Origin of the sequence: Citrobacter amalonaticus (assembly GCF_037053465.1) — a bacterium.
In the GTDB taxonomy this organism is placed as follows: Bacteria; Pseudomonadota; Gammaproteobacteria; order Enterobacterales; family Enterobacteriaceae; genus Citrobacter_A; species Citrobacter_A amalonaticus_H.
Genome location: NZ_JBALIF010000006.1, coordinates 49499 through 68926, shown reverse-complemented (window position 1 = coordinate 68926; position 19428 = coordinate 49499). Strand labels below are relative to the sequence as shown.

General features: G+C 50.4%; 18 protein-coding genes and 1 pseudogene. 9 read left to right on the top strand and 10 right to left on the bottom strand.

All coding sequences use genetic code 11. The features are described 5' to 3' along the window. Positions 1 to 4 precede the first annotated feature (4 nt). Genes pcaF through WB371_RS11800 form a run of 3 tightly spaced genes read right to left on the bottom strand, consistent with a single transcriptional unit; the run spans position 5 to position 2573 of the window. Positions 5 to 1207 carry a 3-oxoadipyl-CoA thiolase gene (gene pcaF, locus WB371_RS11810; protein ID WP_336220489.1) on the bottom strand — a complete coding sequence of 401 codons (1203 nt, stop codon included), beginning with the start codon at positions 1205 to 1207 and terminating at the stop codon, positions 5 to 7. 9 nt (positions 1208 to 1216) lie between these two features. Beyond that, a complete protein-coding gene (locus WB371_RS11805; RefSeq protein WP_336220257.1) occupies positions 1217 to 1873 on the bottom strand; it encodes a 3-oxoacid CoA-transferase subunit B in 657 nt (218 codons plus the stop codon). Between the two features lie 10 nt (positions 1874 to 1883). Then, a complete protein-coding gene (locus WB371_RS11800; protein ID WP_336220256.1) occupies positions 1884 to 2573 on the bottom strand; it encodes a 3-oxoacid CoA-transferase subunit A in 690 nt (229 codons plus the stop codon). A 170-nt stretch (positions 2574 to 2743) separates the two neighbouring features. On the opposite strand from WB371_RS11800, the gene WB371_RS11795 reads away from it, so the two are divergent. After that, positions 2744 to 3550, top strand: coding sequence for an IclR family transcriptional regulator domain-containing protein (locus tag WB371_RS11795; RefSeq protein ID WP_336220487.1), 807 nt, complete (start codon positions 2744 to 2746; stop codon positions 3548 to 3550). Here WB371_RS11795 and smrA read toward each other — a convergent pair. Then, positions 3547 to 4111: pseudogene (gene smrA, locus WB371_RS11790) on the bottom strand (DNA endonuclease SmrA). The gene WB371_RS11795 and the pseudogene smrA sit on opposite strands and share 4 nt — an antisense overlap. Before the next feature lie 418 nt (positions 4112 to 4529). Here smrA and ogt point away from each other — a divergent pair. From ogt to uspE, 3 genes are all read left to right on the top strand, one after another. Beyond that, the gene (gene ogt, locus WB371_RS11785; protein ID WP_336220255.1) at positions 4530 to 5045 is read left to right on the top strand and encodes a methylated-DNA--[protein]-cysteine S-methyltransferase; all 516 of its coding nucleotides are present in this window, start codon (positions 4530 to 4532) and stop codon (positions 5043 to 5045) included. 194 nt (positions 5046 to 5239) lie between these two features. After that, positions 5240 to 5992 (top strand): fumarate/nitrate reduction transcriptional regulator Fnr, encoded by a 753-nt coding sequence (fnr, locus tag WB371_RS11780; RefSeq protein ID WP_336220254.1) that lies wholly within the window; start codon positions 5240 to 5242, stop codon positions 5990 to 5992. A gap of 151 nt (positions 5993 to 6143) precedes the next feature. Continuing rightward, on the top strand, positions 6144 to 7094 hold the full coding sequence (uspE, locus tag WB371_RS11775; protein ID WP_336220253.1) for a universal stress protein UspE: 951 nt from the start codon (positions 6144 to 6146) through the stop codon (positions 7092 to 7094). Positions 7095 to 7142: 48 nt separating this feature from the next. Here the strand turns inward: uspE and WB371_RS11770 are convergent, their stop codons facing one another. Next, positions 7143 to 7403, bottom strand: coding sequence for a DUF2534 family protein (locus WB371_RS11770; RefSeq protein ID WP_336220252.1), 261 nt, complete (start codon positions 7401 to 7403; stop codon positions 7143 to 7145). 239 nt (positions 7404 to 7642) lie between these two features. Between WB371_RS11770 and WB371_RS11765 the strand changes: the two genes are divergently transcribed. Beyond that, the gene (locus tag WB371_RS11765; RefSeq protein ID WP_336220251.1) at positions 7643 to 8671 is read left to right on the top strand and encodes a mechanosensitive ion channel family protein; all 1029 of its coding nucleotides are present in this window, start codon (positions 7643 to 7645) and stop codon (positions 8669 to 8671) included. A gap of 131 nt (positions 8672 to 8802) precedes the next feature. Next, positions 8803 to 9360, top strand: coding sequence for a LuxR C-terminal-related transcriptional regulator (locus WB371_RS11760; protein WP_336220250.1), 558 nt, complete (start codon positions 8803 to 8805; stop codon positions 9358 to 9360). Between the two features lie 58 nt (positions 9361 to 9418). Here the strand turns inward: WB371_RS11760 and WB371_RS11755 are convergent, their stop codons facing one another. After that, the gene (locus tag WB371_RS11755; RefSeq protein ID WP_336220249.1) at positions 9419 to 9802 is read right to left on the bottom strand and encodes a VOC family protein; all 384 of its coding nucleotides are present in this window, start codon (positions 9800 to 9802) and stop codon (positions 9419 to 9421) included. Positions 9803 to 9899: 97 nt separating this feature from the next. Here WB371_RS11755 and WB371_RS11750 point away from each other — a divergent pair, with 97 nt between their 5' ends. After that, positions 9900 to 10670, top strand: coding sequence for a DeoR/GlpR family DNA-binding transcription regulator (locus WB371_RS11750; RefSeq protein WP_336220248.1), 771 nt, complete (start codon positions 9900 to 9902; stop codon positions 10668 to 10670). A 33-nt stretch (positions 10671 to 10703) separates the two neighbouring features. Here WB371_RS11750 and mppA read toward each other — a convergent pair whose 3' ends face one another. Next, positions 10704 to 12317, bottom strand: a complete 1614-nt coding sequence (gene mppA / locus WB371_RS11745; RefSeq protein WP_336220247.1) for a murein tripeptide ABC transporter substrate-binding protein MppA — start codon at positions 12315 to 12317, stop codon at positions 10704 to 10706. Between the two features lie 183 nt (positions 12318 to 12500). On the opposite strand from mppA, the gene mpaA reads away from it, so the two are divergent. Next, on the top strand, positions 12501 to 13229 hold the full coding sequence (gene mpaA, locus WB371_RS11740; protein WP_336220246.1) for a murein tripeptide amidase MpaA: 729 nt from the start codon (positions 12501 to 12503) through the stop codon (positions 13227 to 13229). Here the strand turns inward: mpaA and ycjG are convergent. Continuing rightward, entirely contained in the window at positions 13204 to 14169 is a 966-nt protein-coding gene (gene ycjG / locus WB371_RS11735) for an L-Ala-D/L-Glu epimerase (RefSeq protein WP_336220245.1), read from the bottom strand. The two genes, mpaA and ycjG, sit on opposite strands and share 26 nt — an antisense overlap. Positions 14170 to 14290: 121 nt before the next feature. Here ycjG and tpx point away from each other — a divergent pair, with 121 nt between their 5' ends. Continuing rightward, entirely contained in the window at positions 14291 to 14797 is a 507-nt protein-coding gene (gene tpx, locus WB371_RS11730) for a thiol peroxidase (protein WP_336220244.1), read from the top strand. A 77-nt stretch (positions 14798 to 14874) separates the two neighbouring features. On the opposite strand, the gene WB371_RS11725 is transcribed toward tpx, so the two are convergent. Next, positions 14875 to 16920 carry an autotransporter outer membrane beta-barrel domain-containing protein gene (locus tag WB371_RS11725; RefSeq protein ID WP_336220243.1) on the bottom strand — a complete coding sequence of 682 codons (2046 nt, stop codon included), beginning with the start codon at positions 16918 to 16920 and terminating at the stop codon, positions 14875 to 14877. Between the two features lie 895 nt (positions 16921 to 17815). Continuing rightward, on the bottom strand, positions 17816 to 19360 hold the full coding sequence (gene tyrR / locus WB371_RS11720; protein WP_336220242.1) for a transcriptional regulator TyrR: 1545 nt from the start codon (positions 19358 to 19360) through the stop codon (positions 17816 to 17818). Between the last annotated feature and the right edge of the window lie 68 nt (positions 19361 to 19428).

Genomic DNA, 19428 nt, shown 5'->3' with positions numbered 1-19428 from the left:
CTCCTTACACGCGTTCAATAATTAGTGCGATCCCCTGACCCACGCCAATGCACATTGTGCAAAGACCATAGCGGCCACCGGTTCGCTGTAGCTGATAAGCGGCCGCCATCGCCAGACGTCCACCTGATGCTCCCAAAGGATGACCCAGAGCAATCGCGCCGCCGTTTGGATTGACATGCGCAGCATCATCCGGCAACCCTAAGTCACGCATCACCGCCAACGCTTGCGCGGCAAACGCTTCGTTAAGTTCAATAACATCCATCTGACCGAGCGTTAACCCGGTCTGCGCCAGCACTTTACGCACCGCAGGCGCCGGGCCAAAGCCCATGATTCGGGGCGCCACTCCGGCGGTTGCCACGCCAACAATACGCGCCAGCGGTTGTAGATCCTGTTGCGTTATAGCCTGCTCACTGGCAATTAACAGCGCACAGGCCCCGTCGTTAACGCCTGACGCGTTGCCTGCAGTCACTGACCCGTCGGCGCAGACCACGCCTTTTAATCTGGCGAGCGCATCCAGCGACGTCTGGCGAGGGTGCTCATCGCGACTAAAAATTAGCGGCTCGCCTCTTTTTTGTGACACTGTCACTGAAATCAGTTCATCAGTAAAGAGACCTTGTTGCTGGGCTAGTGCGCTACGCTGCTGGCTACGCAGTGCGAAAGCATCCTGGTCGGCTCGCGAAATGCCAAATTCCCGGGCGACGTTCTCCGCCGTTTCCGGCATGGAATCCACACCGTACAATGCTTTCATGTGCGCATTGATGAAGCGCCAGCCGATGGTTGTGTCTTCGATTTTCATGTTACGGCTGAATGCGTTTTCCGCTTTGCCCATGACAAAAGGCGCGCGGGACATGCTCTCAACACCACCGGCAATCATTATCTGCGTTTCGCCACTTTTGATGGCTCTTGCCGCAATACCAATCGCATCGAGGCTGGAGCCGCACAGGCGGTTTACCGTACTGCCCGGTACGCTTTCTGGCAACCCGGCCAGCAGCAGCGCCATTCGCGCGACGTTGCGGTTATCTTCCCCCGCCTGATTTGCGCAGCCGTAAACCACATCATCAATCAGCGCCGGATCCAGCGCCGGATGCCGCTCAAGCAACGCTTTTAACGGGACGGCGGCCAGATCGTCAGCTCTGACGCTTGCCAGCGTCCCTCCGAAGCGACCAAACGGCGTTCGCACTGCATCACAGATAAATGCCTGATTCATCATAGTTCCTTATGCGCTGTGCGCCAGCTCTGCAAAACCCAGTTTGACGGGCGTCAGACGTTGTAGTTCTTCGAAGGAAAGCCCGTTAACGATTTCGCGGACCACCGGACCTTTTTCGGTAATATCGATAATCGCCAGGTCAGTATAAATACGGCTGACGCAGCCTATGCCGGTTAGCGGATAAGTACAGTGTTCGACCAGTTTGCATTCCCCATCGCGGGTGAGATGATCCATCATCACGAACACCTGACGCGCGCCAATGGCCAGATCCATTGCGCCTCCTACAGCGGGGATAGCATCCGGCGCGCCGGTGCTCCAGTTGGCCAGATCGCCCGTCGCCGAGACCTGATAAGCCCCCAGAACGCAGATATCAAGATGACCGCCACGCATCATGGCGAAGGAATCGCCGTGGTGAAAAAAACAGCCTCCCTGCAACAGCGTGACGTACTCTTTTCCGGCGTTGATCAGTTCCGGATCTTCCTCGCCTTCCGCCGGTTTTGGTCCCATGCCGAGCAAGCCATTTTCGCTGTGCAGGAAAATCTCTTTTTCGGCGGGTAAATAGTTGGCAATGCGAGTTGGCAGACCGATTCCCAGATTAACGTATGCCCCTTCCGGGATATCTTGCGCGACACGTTTGGCCATTTCGTCGCGGGACAATTTTTTCATCGTTTACTCCTTAAGCGCGTAAGGCCGTGTGGGTTTCGTTTTCCAGAGAAAATACGCGCTGGACAAAAATTCCGGGCGTGATGATGTGTTCCGGATCCAGTTCTCCCAGCGGCACAATCTGATTCACTTCCACCACGGTGATTTGCGCCGCGGTTGCCATGATGGGACCAAAATTGCGCGCCGCCTTGCGGTACACCAGATTTCCCCAGCGATCGGCCTGATGTGCTTTTATCAACGCGTAATCCGCTCTGATTGGATATTCGAGTACATAATCTTTTCCGTCGATATGCCGCGTTTCTTTACCTTCCGCCAGCGGCGTACCGTATCCCGTGGGCGTGTAGATTGCGCCTAATCCTGCTCCGGCAGCCTGAATTCGCGCCGCCAGATTGCCCTGCGGCACCAGCTCCAGCGCCACATCCCCACGACGATACAGGCCATCGAAAATCTGCGAATCAACCTGGCGCGGAAAGGAGCAAATCATTTTGCGCACCCGCTTCGCCTTCAACAGTGCCGCCAGTCCAATTTCACCGTTACCCGCATTGTTATTGATGATGGTAAGGTCGCGCGCCCCCTGCGCAATGAGCGCGTCAATCAGCGTGGTTGGTTGCCCGGCGGTGCCAAAACCCCCGATCATAATGGTGGCGCCGTCCGGGATCCCGGCAATGGCCTCCTCCACCGAAGGCACACTTTTATCAATCATCCGTTCGCTCCTCGTGGTGCGGTTTTCGCACATTTTTGCGTTGTTCGCACAAAATGTGACCCACTTAACGGAGTCAGGCAAGGGCGATAATCGAAATATGGTGCGATAATCGAACATCATTTATATTTGTTTGAAGAATGTGATCCATGGCGAACTCCGAGGCAAAAACAGTGGAAAAACACCCTGATGACCGACTGAACAATGAAGCGGATCCGTTTAAAGGCGATCCGAATTATATGGCTTCGCTGGCGCGCGGCCTGGAGGTGATTCAGGCGTTTACAGCTCAACGCCGGGTTATGTCGATATCGCAGATTAGCCAGAAAACGGGCATCCCGCGGGCAGCGGTAAGACGCTGTCTGTATACGCTGGGAAAACTGGGCTTTGTCTATGCCGAGGATGGAAAGAATTTCGAACTTCGTCCACGCATTCTGGCGCTTGGGCACGCCTATCTGGCCTCCACGCCGCTGGCGAGGACCACGCAACCGGTGTTGAAGCATCTGAGCGAAATGCTTAATGAGTCCTGCTCTATCGCTACTCTCGACGGTGACGACATTCTGTATATTGCTCGCGCGTCCAGTTCACGCATCATGACGATTGATCTGGATATCGGCAGCCGTCTGCCTGCGTGGTCCACCTCGATGGGGCGCGTCTTACTTAGCCATCTTTCTGAAGAGAAGCTGAACGATATCCTCGGGCGAATTACGATGATCCGCTACACCTCACAAACCGTGGATTCCGTGTCTGCGCTACGCGTGGAGCTGAAAAAAGTTCGTCAACAAGGCTATGCCCTGAACGATCAGGAACTGGAAATGGGGTTGCGATCGATAGCCGTACCGCTGATCAACAGCCAGGGGCAGGTTCTGGCGGCGCTGAACGTGGGCGTCCACGCCGGGCAGGTGTCTGCGGAAGAATTATGCTCTCGTGTCCTTCCCGAACTGCAAAAAGCCGCGCAGGAGCTGTCGTTATTGTTAAATTAGCGACTGCGTTTGGCGTGGCGCTCCCAGTTGTCCTGCTTCGCCTGTACGGTTTTACGCAATGCGACGTAACAGGCACCGCTGCCGCCATGATGCGGCAGCGCGGTACAATAGGCCTGGACGTCGTCAAATTCTGTCAGCCAACGCGCCACATAGCTTCGCACGATATTGGCATGAGAGCGATCGTCTCGCCCTTTGCCATGGATTATCAGCACGTTGCGTAACCCATTCTGTAAGGACTGGTGAATAAAGCTAAATAGCTGCTGGCGGCAGGTTTCTACTGGCTGGCGCAACAGATTCAGACTGGCCTGCTGACTGTACTTTCCGTTACGTAGTTTATCGAGTACCCCCCTGTTGCAACCCTTCGCGACGAAATGCTAACGGCTGCGCCAGCGGGACCACATCCAGAAAGCCGGTGGTGAGGAAATTATCAAGCTGGAGGGTATCAATACGCCGTGGTGCCCGCGTATTGCGCACAGGCTGCCAGCGCACGTCGTCACATCGTTTTAGCGGCTGGACATCCTCCATGGCGTCAAGAAACAGCGATTTGTCGTCAAGGTTCATGTTTTCTCCCCCGCTTGTTAAGACAGTGACTATCATAGCTGTCCCCCTCTGATGCGACAACGCTTTACAGATGTTTCCAGTAAACCGCGTTTTGCCCTGTTTTTTTGGTCTGCTTATCCCTGCGAGTTAAGCCGTGTTAAACAGGTGCAACACTGTCATTTAATCCGCTTGATTTGACTTAGATTTTCGTGAAATCAGTCACTCTTGATCGCTGGCAGAGCCAATCTGTTCTTGCTATAAAAACTTAACCGCTCAGGAAAAGATCGGGCAATGATGAAGGATACACTGCTGTGTGTACTGTAGAGTCTGGCGGATGTCGACAGGCTCTATTTTTTTATCCCCAATCAGAGGGATAGCGCCCCTGACAATTGTCGTGATAGTGTGATACACGACGAATTTCACGCTTTAGAGGCGACAGATGTTAACGTTACTGGAAGATAAGATTGCGACCCCGCTTGGTCCGCTGTGGATTATCTGCGACGAACAATTCAATTTGCGCGCCGTTGAGTGGGAACAGCACAGCGATCGCATGGCGCAATTGCTGGATATTCACTATCGCGTGCAGGGTTACACCCGTATCAGCGCGACAAATCCTGGCGGCCTGAGCGATAAACTGTCTGACTACTTTGCTGGCAACCTCGGCGTGATCGACACACTGCCAACGGCAACGGGCGGAACGCCCTTTCAACGTGAAGTCTGGCAGACATTGCGCACCATTCCTTGTGGCCAGGTCATGCACTACGGGCAAATGGCCGAACAGTTAGGACGTCCTGGCGCAGCACGCGCAGTAGGTGCGGCAAACGGCTCAAACCCAATCAGTATTGTCGTGCCCTGCCATCGCGTCATTGGTCGAAACGGTACGATGACCGGATATGCAGGCGGCGTGCAGCGAAAAGAGTGGTTATTACGCCATGAAGGTTATCTGTTGCTCTAGATTCCAGGCAATTCGTGCCTTCTTGCTCACACTTTTGCACAATGATGTCACAGTAAAAACATGGTTTTTCAATGAGATAGAAATATTCCACTCGTACATGTCGGAATAATCCGCTAATGCAGTTCGCTCAGACTTACGTGGTCAGCAAAAAGATGTTAAAATTGACAAATATCAATTACGGCTTGAGCAGAACTATGATCCCGGAAAAGCGAATTATACGGCGCATTCAGTCTGGCGGTTGTGCTATCCATTGCCAGGATTGCAGCATCAGCCAGCTTTGCATCCCGTTCACACTTAATGAGCATGAGCTTGATCAGCTTGATAATATCATCGAGCGTAAAAAGCCGATTCAGAAAGGCCAGACGCTGTTTAAAGCGGGTGATGAGCTGAAGTCGCTCTATGCCATTCGTTCCGGCACCATCAAGAGCTACACCATTACTGAGCAAGGCGATGAGCAGATCACTGGCTTCCATCTCGCGGGTGACCTGGTTGGCTTTGATGCGATTGGCAGCGGTCACCATCCAAGCTTTGCGCAGGCGCTGGAAACCTCAATGGTCTGTGAAATCCCGTTCGAAACCCTTGACGATCTTTCCGGTAAAATGCAGAACCTGCGTCAGCAAATGATGCGTCTGATGAGCGGTGAAATCAAAGGCGACCAGGACATGATCCTGTTGTTGTCCAAGAAAAATGCGGAAGAGCGTCTGGCTGCATTCATCTATAATCTGTCTCGTCGCTTTGCGCAGCGCGGCTTTTCACCACGTGAGTTCCGTTTGACCATGACCCGTGGCGATATTGGCAACTACCTGGGCCTGACGGTTGAAACGATCAGTCGTCTGCTGGGTCGGTTCCAGAAAAGCGGGATGCTGGCAGTGAAAGGTAAATACATCACCATCGAAAATAGTGATGCGTTGGCCGAACTTGCAGGTCATACGCGTAACGTTGCCTAATCTTTCTGCAATTCCTTCTGATACCCTTCTGTCAAATCGTTAAATTTTCCTGATTTATTGATCTGGCAGAAGGTTCTTCCCTGTTTCAATTCACATTCTTGGGTTACTCTTTTAGTTACAAACTGCGATGACAGTTGTAAGGAGACCCTGTATGGCTATGTATCAAAACATGCTGGTGGTTATCGATCCGAATCAGGACGATCAACCTGCTTTACGGCGTGCGGTGTATTTGCATCAACGGATTGGTGGCAAAATTAAAGCCTTTTTGCCGATCTATGACTTTTCTTACGAAATGACCACCCTGCTGTCGCCCGATGAGCGGACGGCAATGCGCCAGGGCGTCATTAGCCAACGAACAGCCTGGATACGCGAACAAGCAAAATACTATCTCGAAACAGGTGTTCCGATTGAGATTAAAGTGGTCTGGCACAACCGTCCGTTTGAAGCCATTATCCAGGAAGTCATCAGCGGTGGACACGATCTGGTCCTCAAGATGACGCACCAACACGACAGACTGGAGGCGGTCATCTTTACCCCAACCGACTGGCACCTGTTGCGTAAATGCCCAAGCCCGGTATGGATGGTGAAAGACCAGCCCTGGCCAGAAGGCGGCAAAGCGCTGGTCGCCGTCAACCTCGCCAGCGAAGAACCCTACCACAATGCGCTGAATGAAAAGCTGGTCAAAGAAACACTCCAGCTTGCTGAGCAGGTCAATCATACAGAAGTGCATCTGGTTGGAGCCTACCCGGTAACCCCCATTAATATCGCTATCGAATTACCGGAATTTGATCCCAGCGTGTATAACGATGCGATTCGCGGTCAACACCTTCTGGCTATGAAAGCATTACGCCAGAAATTCAGCATTGACGAGAAAGTTACGCATGTTGAGAAAGGATTGCCGGAAGAAGTGATCCCGGACCTGGCAGAACATTTACAGGCGGGGATTGTTGTACTGGGCACCGTGGGTCGTACCGGAATTTCTGCCGCGTTCCTCGGTAATACCGCTGAACAGGTGATCGACCATTTGCGCTGTGACCTGCTGGTCATCAAACCCGATCAGTATCAGACGCCCGTTGAACTGGACGACGACGAAGACGATTAATTCGCGAAAGATGCAGTAAATCAGGTCCGAAAATTCGGGCCTGATTTTTTAATGCGTCTCCTCGCCACCGAGAAAATAGATCCCCAACGGAATGGCAAGCAGCACAGTAAAGACCAGACTGTATACAAAAATCATTGATGATTGAATAACATACATCGATGTCGTCCAGTCAGATAATGGGATATTATATTGCTCGATCACCCCACCAATGGTGGCGCGCGTCACCACCGATGCAGCAATGATAAATACACCCAGCAGGCAAAACAGAAACTTTTTACCCTTTGCCGTCTTCAGCTTGTTCATCATCATCGTGTCCTTCTGCCTGTAAAAACCCGTTACTAATACATAACAATACCATGACAACAAGCCATTGTCTGCCACAAAGCAACCGACATATTTATTACAATAAAAATATCATGATGTAAACGCGCTGATACCGCTATTTATTACCCATTTTGAATGATGACTCGACTGTTTATTCTGAGTATCATTAATAAATAAAGGGTTATTGTGGTTATTTTTGAGGGTCCGCCAGGACAGATATAAATATGTTTGCCGATCTGTTCGTAAAAAACATCGTTAACATGACGATCATTTTGAGTAGCGTCATGGGGTTAGTACTGATGAACTTTTGGTTTCGCCATGCACATAAGCGAAGAAAAGGATTCATTTTTCATGCGGGACAGTTTCTTATTTACGTCCTGATGATCGGTACAATTGGCCGTATCGCCAACACGCTTATTGCGCATTATGACATCACCGTTGTTTCATCAGGCATGATTGATTTTATCTGTACCTCATTAATCGCCCTGATTCTGACCGTGAAAGTATTTCTTGTTATCAATCAGTTTGAAAAATCGCAGATCAAAAAAGGACGGGATGTTACCAGCGCCAGGATCTTGTCGCGGATTATCAAAATCACGCTCATTATCGTCATCATTCTGCTTTACGGTGAGCATTTTGGAATGAGTTTGTCAGGACTCCTCACCTTTGGTGGTATTGGTGGTATTGCCGTGGGTATGGCCGGTAAGGATATTTTAAGTAATTTCTTTTCTGGCATTATGCTCTATTTTGATCGTCCCTTTAGCATCGGTGACTGGGTTCGTTCTCCGGACCGGAATATTGAAGGAACCGTGACCGAAATCGGCTGGCGAATGACAAAAATTACCACCTTTGATCACCGACCGTTATACGTACCTAACTCGATTTTCTCCTCAATCAGTGTGGAAAATCCCGGTCGCATGACTAACCGCAGAATTGAGACTGTGATTGGTCTGCGTTACGAGGACGCCAGTAAAATCGGTGCTGTCGTTGAAGCGGTACGACAAATGTTGAAATGCCGTTCCGATATCGATCAACAACAAACGCTGCTGGTCTATTTCAACGGTTTTGGCGACTCTTCATTAAATATTATGGTTTATTGCTTTACACGAACCATAATCTGGGAAGAGTGGCTGGCAGTTCAGCAACAGGTTTACCTTGAAATTATTGATATTGTTCAAGCCCATGGCGCCGATTTCGCCTTCCCCAGTCAGACACTTTATGTGCAACAAAACCGTGACAAGAGAATGCACTAAAATTAAGTCTAAAAATGGATAGTATTGCATTTGATATAATGACTTCCCTTCTCCAGAATATGCTTTCTTGCCGCAATGCCTCTTCAACAACCTCAGCGGCATGTTTATATTATATTTATGGATGATACCAGATGGGAAACATTTCTATTTATGGCGATGGCAGTTACGCCAGGATTGCGGTAGAGCATATAATTCAAAAAATAATAACAAAAATCACTCCAGACGTTAACTCTTCATTAAACATTGATATTTTTATTTTTGAGAAGCCATGGATTGACGTCTCTGAATTACATGCTTTAACCTGTAGTAAAGCAGAAAAAACGTTGATTATTGGTAATTCACAGCTATTAAATTTTCTGTCATTAAAAATAGCAGACAGAAGAATGTCATACTGTGAAATTAATAGTACTCTGGCTGAGTTAGAACTCAAACTGACGCAATTCCTGCTTAAACGAAAAACAGCGATACGTTTATGTGATGATAAAAAACCAGTTGAGTCGCAAAAAAAACTGAACTGGAAAGAATTCATGATTATCTCACTGTATATCAGCGGAAATTCTGTCAGGCAGATAGCCGGGGTAATGCAGTTAGATTACAAGACTGTGTATACCTATAAAAGTCTGGCAATGAGAAAAATGGGGCTTAGTGATAAAATCAGTCTGATCAGACACTGGTGCCATTATCATTAATTTTCTGGCCTCAGGCACAGCGCCTGAGGCTTTGCGCTTCGCACGTTTCGTCATCAACTCACAGAACAATTTCAATCAAATTCCCATCAGGATCTTTTATTACCGCTTCATAATAGCCATCTCCGGTTGTTCGCGGAGATGAAACCAGTATCCCCTGCTCCTGCGCTTTTTTCGCCAGCGCATCGACTTTTTCTTTACTACCGACACTCATCGCCAGATGCGCCCACCCTGTCGTTTGGTTGTCAGAACGCACTGAGCGCAAATCGGGCCTGGTCATCAGCTCAATCGAAATGCCCTCGCCAATCGTCACAAAGTACGACTCAAATCCTGGATTGTTGGTGCTGCAATATTTCTCATTGGTGACTCCATCGAAAAACTCGCACCAGAACTGCGCCTGCTGTTCCAGTTCAGTGGTCCATAACGCTATATGCGCAATTTTCATTTTCCTTTCTCCTCAGTAATCACTCAGGTTGACAGCACGCCGCCGATGCCCGATTATGATTTTTATTGCTCGATGATACCTATTAAAGGTTCTTATTATGCTCGATTATGCAGCTTTCCCGGAGCAGCGACAAGCTCTTATTCAACAGATTCTGGAGAAAAATGGTCGTGTGGTGTGCAGCGATCTCGCCTCGCGGCTGAACGTGTCAGAACACACGATCCGTCGCGACCTGCATGAACTCAGCAAAGAAGGGATTTGCAAAAAAGTGTATGGCGGCGCGGTGTTAATGCTGCCGGAGTCAGTTGACTATTCAGAGCGTAAAACAAAGAAATCAGACAAAAAGAGCAGTATCGCGCAAAAATGTGCAAGACTGGTCAAATCCGGGGGTTGCATTTTTATCGATACGGGAACCACCAATCTGGCATTGGCCGAGGCGCTTCCGTCCGAGCTTTCCTTAACCGTGGTGACAAACTCACCTGAAATTGCCGCTGTACTGCTGAAAAAACCGTTTTATGACGTCATTATACTCGGAGGGCAATTACAACGCGCTTCCGGCGGATCGGTCGGTGCGACAGCAATCGCCCAGCTTCAGGGAATGTTATTCGACCAGGGATTTATCGGTGGTTGCGCAATGGCGCCAGAACCGGGACTGACCGGCTTTGATTACGCCGACTGTGAATTCAAACGTGCGGTGATCGGGCAGTGCAACGAAACGATCGTGGCGCTGACAGCCGATAAGATCCCGGCGATAGCGCGCTACGTGGTCGCCAAAAGCAGTGAAATTGATGTCATTGTGGTGGAAGAAAACATCAGCAAGGAGTACTGCGAAGCGTTTCGCGAACATGATATTCGCATCTATACCGTATGAACAGCGGGCGCGTTAACGCGCCCGCTGACAGATTTAGTGCTTAATAATATACATCGTGCGGCTGTAGGCCACATCTTCCGGGTTGGTGATTGGGTAACCTTTCAGCCACGGTTTTATCAAACGGCCATTCGTGTATTGATAAATCGGCGCAATCGGCGCCTGCTCCATCAGTATTTTTTCCGCCGCATTGTAGTCCGCGTTTCGCGCTTTATCGGTATTTTCCATCGTCGCCTGGGTTATAACTTTGTCATATGCCGGATTATTAAAGCGGGAAATATTACCGGAGTGCGTTGACGTCAGCAGCGACAAAAAAGTGGAGGGTTCATTGTAATCCCCCACCCAGGAGGCGCGGATGACATCAAAGTTACCGGTATTGCGGCTATCAATATACGTTTTCCACTCCTGATTTTGCAGTTTTACATCCACACCTAAGTTTTTCTTCCACATGGATGCCACGGCAATAGCGATTTTCTGGTGATTCTCTGAAGTGTTATACAGCAGCGTCAGCTTAAGCGGTTTCTGTGGGCCGTACCCTGCGGCGCGTAACAGCGTCTTCGCCTGCGCATTCAACTCCTCCTGACTCATCTGTTCAAAAGGTGACGGCTCCGGGGTAAAGCCAGCAGTCACATCAGGTGTGAAATGCCAGGCCGGTTTTTCCCCGGTTCCCAGTACCTTTTCCGCCATGATCCGACGGTCAATGGTCATACTTAGCGCCAGTCGCACGCGGGAATCCGCCGTCGGGCCTTTTTGCGTATTAAAAGCGTAGTAATAGGTGCCCAGTTGCGGCGGCGTATACACCTGCCCCGGAATGTCTTTCAGGAGCTTTTGATAGAGATTTTTCGGAAATGATTCGGTGATATCAATATCGTCTGCCAGATAGCGTTTGGTGGCCGAGGACTCCTGGTTAATCGGCAGAAACGTCACTTTTTGCAGCACGGTTTTGCCGTTATCCCAGTAGTGCGTATTCGGGACCACCACCAGTTTTTCATTTACGACGCGATCTTTTAGTACATAGGCGCCGTTACCCACCAGATTTCCCGGTTTTGTCCACTCTTTGCCACTTTCGACGTTCGCTTTTTGCACCGGATAAAACGCAAAGCTGGCGGTGAGGTTGGCAAACCACGGCAACGGTTTGTCAAGCTGGATTTTCAGCGTGCGCGCATCAATGGCGGTCACCCCCAGGGTATCCGGTGCGGCTTTACCATCAATAATCGCCTGCGCGTTATTGATTCCCGCCAGTGCCGCAAACCACGCAAAAGGCGAAAGGGTCTTAGGATCCACCAGACGTTGCCAGCTATAGACGAAATCCTGTGCGGTCACGGGCGTGCCGTCGGACCACCGGGCATTGTCTCTCAGTGTAAAGGTCCAGATACGGTTATCATTGCTCTTCCATTGGGTGGCGACACCCGGAATGATTTCGCCCTTCTCATTCTGGTTTACCAGACCTTCATACAGATCGCGAATCACCTGTATTTCCGGTAGCCCTACGGCTTTCGCCGGATCCAGCGTGGCGGGTTCATCCTTAATATGGCGAACGAGCTCCTGCTTCTCTGCCAGTACTGTACCGCCAGGAACATCCGCAGCATAAGACAGTGAAATGCTGCTCACCAACAGCGCACAACAGGTTACTGAAACAGAGTGCTTCATAAGGTTCCCTCAATCCGGCTTATCAATAATGGCGTAATTATTTGTTTCAGCTTATGGAAATGCAAATAACTTCCTGCAGAAAATTGATATTGCGACTAAAAACGTATGTTGAACAAAACGATTTGATTATCGGTAAATTATGCACAACACTGCGAGTAATTATCCCTGCATTCAGAGACGCTTATGACCGTTACCCGTCCTCGTGCCGAACGCGGCGCCTTCCCGCCCGGAACCGAACATTACGGGCGCTCACTGCTGGGTGCGCCGCTCATCTGGTTTCCTGCCCCCGCGGCCGACCGTGACAGTGGGTTGATTATTGCGGGAACCCATGGTGACGAAAACTCTTCCGTGGTGACCCTCTCCTGTGCGTTACGCACGCTAACCCCTGCACTGCGCCGTCACCATGTGATCCTTTCGGTCAATCCGGATGGTTGCCAGTTGGGTTTACGGGCCAATGCCAACGGCGTCGATCTCAATCGCAATTTCCCTGCGGCTAACTGGAAAGCGGGTGAAACGGTCTATCGCTGGAACAGCGCAGCCGAAGCCCGGGATGTGGTGTTATTAACGGGTGAGCATCCGGGATCGGAACCTGAAACCCAGGCGTTATGTCAGTTGATTCACCATGTTCAGCCTGCCTGGGTGGTCTCTTTTCATGACCCACTGACCTGTATTGAAGATCCTGGCAGCAGTGAACTGGGGGAATGGCTGGCTCAGGCATTCGAACTGCCGCTGGTTACCAGCGTCGGTTACGAGACGCCGGGTTCTTTCGGTAGTTGGTGTGCCGATCTCGGTTTGCGCTGTATTACTGCAGAATTCCCGCCGATTTCATCTGATGAAGCCAGCGAGAAATACCTGGGGGCGATGTCAAACCTACTGCGCTGGCATCCTAAAGATGCAGTAAACCTGTCGTAAAGTGCAGCGCAGGTTCCACATCGACAGCAAGCCAGGTCGGGCCATCGAGATCGGCGAAGCTGACCTGTGGCGTTAAGGGTAAGGCCGCATTGATTGCGCGCGAGGTGCATAACATGCAACCCAGCATGAGCGTAAACCCCTGCTCGCGCGCTTCCGTTGCCAGCGCCAACGCTTCGGTTAGTCCGCCGGTTTTATCCAGCTTGATGTTGACCATTTCATAGCGCCCATGGAGAGCTTTAAGGCTGCTGCGGGTGTGACAACTCTCGTCAGCGCAGACTGGCAAGGGATGAATAAAGTTTTCCAGCGCTGCGTCATCCTGAGCAGGAAGCGGTTGTTCCAGCATCGCTACGCCCAGATCGGCCAGCAATTGACAACGCGCCGCCAGTCCATCTGCCCGCCATGATTCATTAGCATCAACAATAATCGTCGCCTCGGGTACCGCGGCGCGAATGGCAACCATGCGTTCGCTAATCAACCGATCGTCGAGTTTAACTTTCAGTAGCGTTGCTCCCGTTTCCCACAGGGCTACCGCACTCGCGGCCATTTGCTCCGGCGTCCCAATCACTACCGTCTGCGCGGTCGCAATCGTTTTGGGTAACGTGACACCCAGCGTTTCCACAAGGGTTATCCCCTGCTTTCGCGCATCTAAATCCCACAGCGCGCAGTCTACGGCATTACGGGCCGCACCTGCCGGAAGCAGTTTTTGTAAGTCCTCTCGTGTTAATCCTTTTTCAAGTTGTGGCGCAATACTCATGATCTGCGCAAGTACTGAGGCATCGCTTTCACCATAGCGCGGATAGGGTGTACATTCCGCTACACCTTTTATCCCATCTTCTTCGAGTTCAACCACGACAACACGCGCTTCGCTGCGACTACCACGCGCAATGACAAAGGGGGTATGTAGCGGCCAGGCTTCCTCATACACCTTCACAGATCTCATTTGTTCTCCTTAGACATCAACGTGGTCGATTGTGCGCTATGCAGAAATAGCGTTTGCCGTGTTATTAACTGTTGGCATAAACTAGCGGCAACGTTAATTATATGTAAACAGGAAGATAACCATGTCACAAACCGTTCATTTCCAGGGCAACCCGGTGGCAGTCGCCAACGCCATTCCTCCAGCGGGTAGCAAAGCGCAGCCTTTTACCCTCGTGGCAAAAGATCTGTCTGACGTCACACTGAGCCAGTTTGCTGGTAAACGTAAAGTGCTGAACATTTTCCCAAGCATTGATACCGGCGTTTGTGCGGCATCGGTACGTAAGTTTAACCAACTGGCCACCGAAATCGACAACACCGTCGTACTTTGTATTTCCGCTGATCTGCCATTCGCGCAGTCTCGCTTCTGCGGCGCAGAAGGTCTGAGCAACGTTATCACGCTGTCCACTCTGCGTAACGCTGAGTTTTTGAAAAATTACGGTGTCGAAATTAGTGAAGGCCCACTGAAAGGTCTGGCGGCGCGTGCGGTCGTGGTTCTTGATGAAAACGACAACGTCATTTTCAGCCAGTTGGTGAATGAAATCACCCTTGAGCCTGACTATGTCGCAGCGCTGGATGTGCTGAAAGCGTAAGGCCTGGCTGGGCCAATAAAAAAAGCCGCCGGATGTCATTGCTGTCCGGTGGCTTTTTCATTTATGAGGTTGTGCCATTACCAGGTGTAGCTGACACCGGCATTCAGTTGCCATGGAGATTCGTAATTGTCTTCTCCTTTAGCGTAGTTTGCACCCGCCCATGCACCCAGATTCTTACTGAACTTCACATCCGCACCTAAACCGGCGATACCGCGTGAACCATCGGTACTGTCGTCAATTTTCACGCCGTTGATGTGCATGTCGTTGTTGTCTTCCGTTTCTCCCGCCACGGCCAGATGAACATACGGGCGAATTTCCACACCATTGTTCAGCGCCAGCGTCATACCGACATTTGCCCCTCCTTCCAGGGCCAGAGAGGTATAGCCGTTATCTTCCGAATGCAGGCCATTTTTCAGCGTGTAATCCACGCCGTTGTAGCGGGCGTAAGAGACCTGGGCATAAGGCTCGACATACCATGCGTTAATTTGCTGGTGATAGCCCGCTTTGAGTGACCCGCCAAAGCCGTTGGTGGCGTAGTCACCGCTGGTTTTTCCACCATCCAGAGAGGTCACGCTGAGATCATTTTTCAGATGCGTCCCTTTGATGCTGGCATCAAAAAACAGACCATTGTTCATGCGTAGCGAGGTATAGAGCGAGGCGCCATAGCTGTCAATGTCTGTCCCCACGCTGCCGCCATCATGCATGTTCACATCGGAGAAGCCCCGGGTCACGGCAAAACCGAACAACAGATTGCCCGGGGCAATATCCACACGCTTATCCGCGCCGACCATAAAACCATTATTGGTCTGGTCGTAACTGGAGCTTGCCATGTTCATCTGCTGACGGTGATAGCCGCCATAATAGCTACCCCACGCGTTCAGATTACCGTCAGACGTGCCCGTGCGACGTTCGTTATCCATACGCAAATTCAGGGCGTCCTGTTCGTCATTCCACAGATTCAGAGCCGCCGCACGCGTATCCACCACCGCCTGTGCCGCCGTCGAGAGCGTCGGTGCCGGATCTGGCGTTGGGTCTGGTGTCGGGTCTGGTGTCGGGTCTGGTGTCGGAGCTGGCGTTGGGTCTGGCGAAATATTATCCAGAATCACGCTGGTTGAACCATCCGCGTTGTTGATTGTGCGGGACTGATAGCGATACACACCGACATCACTCTGCATATCATTGAACGTCGCACCGGAAGCATCCGCCACTTGCACAATGGTGTTACCGGTCATATCACCTGCTGCACCGCTGGAATTCGACGTCACACCCGCATTGAAAGTACCCGTCGCAGTATCCGCCGTCAGAATGTATGCCGACCCCGTTGCCGCGTTCCAGGTCGAGTAAATCGTCGATGCAGCCGGATCGGCTGTCGCACCCAGTGTGTTCCCGGGGGCGGGTCTGGGGGGAATCGTGTCCGTCAGGCTACCCGTGGTGACATTTCCACCATCCATAACCAGAGTACTTCCGCCGGAAAGACTCACACTGGAAACATCTGTATCCGCGGTGTTGGTCCAGGTTGCGCCATTGCTCAGATTTAGCGCCAGAGCGCCGGTACCCGTTCTGCTGGCATTACCGTGCCAGTTCGAGCTGTCAATGGTGACCGACTGGTCAGCCGCGGAACCGGAAGTGATGGCGCCGGACAGCGTCGAGCCGGTAAAGCTGACCGTATCGGTCTGACTGGCAATATCGTCATACTGCAACAGATTTGTTGTCCCCGTGACCGTAGAATCAACAATTTCGACAGTTGTGCCAGTGGTGGTGCCGTTCAGCACAATGGCATTATCACCAGTGATGGTTGAGCCATTAGTCACCTGTAATGTATAGCCGCCGCCTAATTTAATAGCATTGCCTTGTGACGCAAGAACTGAAGACGCATCTACGTTAATAGTATTATTTGAACCAAAATCATCGCCGAGGATACCATTTGTCACACCTTTGATTTGCGTACCATTCTGAAATGTCAGGCTGTTATTGATGTTACTATCATCGTTCTGTTGCCAGAGCTGCTCATAAACAGCGCTATCTCCGGTTACTATAGAATTATCAAATACTACAGTGCTCGCATTGCCATCGACATATTCCAGTCCATATGTGCCACCCAGGATGTTCGAGTTACTTATCATCAGGGATGAGGTATTTGGTACTGTAAAGTCAATAGCACGACCTACTTTACTGACTATCGTGCTATTTTTAATAACATATTCTGAATTTATACCACTGATTTTCATTCCAGTATCATTAGCTACTCCTCCGGAGCTTCCAATGATGGAATCATCAACAGTCATCTTAGTATCAGTATTAGAGGGAGTACCCATTTCAACACCTGAGTATCCTCCCATCACAAATGAGCCGGTGATATTTAATTCATTTCCTGACGCCTCAATCAAAATACCATCATGATCGCTACCAAAACCATATATCTGTACGCCATCAGAAATATTGATAATTGAACCCGCGCCTGCCGAATTTTTTAAATATATTGCATTGCTGTCAGAATTACTGATAACTGTATTACTGCCACTTATATTTAATGTAACCGGAGATGTGTCAATTAGCAGCCCATCTGTTATTGTCCCTGTGGTAATATCTGTATCACTGGTAATTTCCTGTGCATTTGCAACAACAGAACCACCAGAATACAACACACCTAAAATAAATATATTAATTGGATTAAATTTACGTTTGAATTTAAAAGTTCCTGACCTTACCTTTTCCATTAGGCACACGCCTCCTTAATAAAATTATAAATAACGAACAAACAGAAAGGTAGCGTTAGCTAATCAAAAACACCACTGAAAATACATCCAATTTCGGACAATGGCTTACCTGCAAATTAAAAAACACCTAATGCATTGTTAAATATCACTTTTATCAATACAGACCAAGTTGAGTACAGTCTTAATTCTGTGTATATATAATTCAGTTATTCATATTTAGAAACAAAAAGAACCAATTATTTAATTATTGGTTCTTTTAATTCGTGGCTTAAGTCGGTATTAGTCCCACTCTCTTTCGTTATTACGACTCTTCACCTTTTTTCTGGCTCAGACCATACTCACGTAGCTTATTAGCAATGGCGGTATGGGAGACGCCAAGACGTTTCGCCAGCTTACGCGTGCTGGGGTAATTACGGTATAACTGCGTTAACACGGAGCGTTCAAAGCGGCTGGTAATATCATCCAGCGAACCTTCCATCGCATCTTCACCTACCGAAACGGTAGTGGCATCGTAATCCGGCAGCAAAATATCCTGTGGCCGCAGTTCGTAGCCCTCAAGCTGAGTCAGCGCCCGGTAAACGGCGTTTTTCAACTGCCGGACGTTGCCAGGCCAGCCATAGCGGGTCAAGACGGTGCTCAGATCGGCAGACAGTTTAGGCCGTGGTACGCCCTGCTCATCGGCGAATCGCGCCACAAACAGCTCAGTCAGCGGCATGATGTCTTGTGGGCAATCGCGCAGTGGCGGCAGGTTCAGTGTCAGCACGTTAAGGCGATAATAGAGATCTTCGCGGAACAACCCTTTTTGCACCAGTTCGACGAGATTTTTTTGCGTGGCGCAAATCACACGCACATCCACATGCACTTCGTGATCTTCACCGACGCGGCGGAACGTACCGTCATTGAGAAAACGCAGCAGCTTTGTCTGCATGCGTGGCGACATTTCACCAATCTCATCAAGCAGTACAGAGCCGCCGTTCGCCTGCTCAAAGAAGCCTTTTTTCCCTTCCGGCGCATGGCCAAACAGTTCGCTTTCTACCGCATCTTCCGGAATCGAGGCGCAGTTGAGCGCCAGATAAGGTTTACTCGCTCGCGGGCTCGCCTGATGACAGGCGTGAGCAAACAGATCTTTACCCGTCCCGGTATCGCCGGTAATCAGCAGCGGCGCACTGAGCATGGCCAGTTTACGCGCCTGTTCAACCACGTGCTTCATTTTCGCGCTCACGGCGACGATCTGGCTAAAAGCACTGACATCCTGGGTCGCCAGATTCTGCAACTGGCGCCCCATCCGGATGGTGGAACGCAGCATCACCACAGCTCCGGTGAGCATCGTTTCGTCGCTTTCCCCTTGCAGATAAACCGGCGTGATTTCCATCAGGAAATTCTGTCCGTTGATCACCACATGTTCGTTATGGGAAGCCTGCGGATTGCCCTCCAGCCAGCGCTGGAAGTTAAAACCGTTAATCAGTTGCGCAGCGGTGTGATTTCGCATCCGCTCAGGATTGAGGGCAAAAAGCTGGCAGCTTGCCGGGTTCGCCATCTCAATTTTACTTTTCAGATCCAGTGAAAGAACGGGTTCAGGCAGCGCTTCAAGCAAGGCACTCAGCGCCAGGTGTTCACGCTCGGATGGCATCCACGGCACAGTCCGCACGTCCGTGACGCCGGAAATTCGGCGGATTTCCGCCATCAGGCTACTGAAATTTGTGAACTCCAGTTCGGCAAAATTAAGGTAGATTCGCCCAATCGGGTCAATCTCGATACCGCGTAAATCAATGCTGCGCAGCACCAGTAAATCGAGTAATTCGCGGGTCAGACCAAGTCGGTCTTCACAAAACACTTCCAGACGCATGGAGGAACCTTCACCTGAATAATGAGCTTTGAATAAGATGATAAGCCAGGAATGGGTAAGCCGGAAGG

Bases quoted from the DNA above. Each gene is read 5' to 3' on its own strand.
- WB371_RS11760 (WP_336220250.1), top strand. From the start codon at position 8,803: ATGGGAAACATTTCTATTTATGGCGATGGCAGTTACGCCAGGATTGCG.
- WB371_RS11725 (WP_336220243.1), bottom strand. From the start codon at position 16,920: ATGATAAGTAACTCGAACATCCTGGGTGGCACATATGGACTGGAATAT.
- WB371_RS11755 (WP_336220249.1), bottom strand. From the start codon at position 9,802: ATGAAAATTGCGCATATAGCGTTATGGACCACTGAACTGGAACAGCAG.
- uspE (WP_336220253.1), top strand. From the start codon at position 6,144: ATGGCTATGTATCAAAACATGCTGGTGGTTATCGATCCGAATCAGGAC.
- fnr (WP_336220254.1), top strand. From the start codon at position 5,240: ATGATCCCGGAAAAGCGAATTATACGGCGCATTCAGTCTGGCGGTTGT.
- WB371_RS11765 (WP_336220251.1), top strand. From the start codon at position 7,643: ATGTTTGCCGATCTGTTCGTAAAAAACATCGTTAACATGACGATCATT.
- ycjG (WP_336220245.1), bottom strand. From the start codon at position 14,169: ATGAGATCTGTGAAGGTGTATGAGGAAGCCTGGCCGCTACATACCCCC.
- mpaA (WP_336220246.1), top strand. From the start codon at position 12,501: ATGACCGTTACCCGTCCTCGTGCCGAACGCGGCGCCTTCCCGCCCGGA.
- WB371_RS11805 (WP_336220257.1), bottom strand. From the start codon at position 1,873: ATGAAAAAATTGTCCCGCGACGAAATGGCCAAACGTGTCGCGCAAGAT.
- WB371_RS11800 (WP_336220256.1), bottom strand. From the start codon at position 2,573: ATGATTGATAAAAGTGTGCCTTCGGTGGAGGAGGCCATTGCCGGGATC.
- WB371_RS11770 (WP_336220252.1), bottom strand. From the start codon at position 7,403: ATGATGATGAACAAGCTGAAGACGGCAAAGGGTAAAAAGTTTCTGTTT.
- tyrR (WP_336220242.1), bottom strand. From the start codon at position 19,360: ATGCGTCTGGAAGTGTTTTGTGAAGACCGACTTGGTCTGACCCGCGAA.
- tpx (WP_336220244.1), top strand. From the start codon at position 14,291: ATGTCACAAACCGTTCATTTCCAGGGCAACCCGGTGGCAGTCGCCAAC.
- mppA (WP_336220247.1), bottom strand. From the start codon at position 12,317: ATGAAGCACTCTGTTTCAGTAACCTGTTGTGCGCTGTTGGTGAGCAGC.
- ogt (WP_336220255.1), top strand. From the start codon at position 4,530: ATGTTAACGTTACTGGAAGATAAGATTGCGACCCCGCTTGGTCCGCTG.
- pcaF (WP_336220489.1), bottom strand. From the start codon at position 1,207: ATGAATCAGGCATTTATCTGTGATGCAGTGCGAACGCCGTTTGGTCGC.
- WB371_RS11750 (WP_336220248.1), top strand. From the start codon at position 9,900: ATGCTCGATTATGCAGCTTTCCCGGAGCAGCGACAAGCTCTTATTCAA.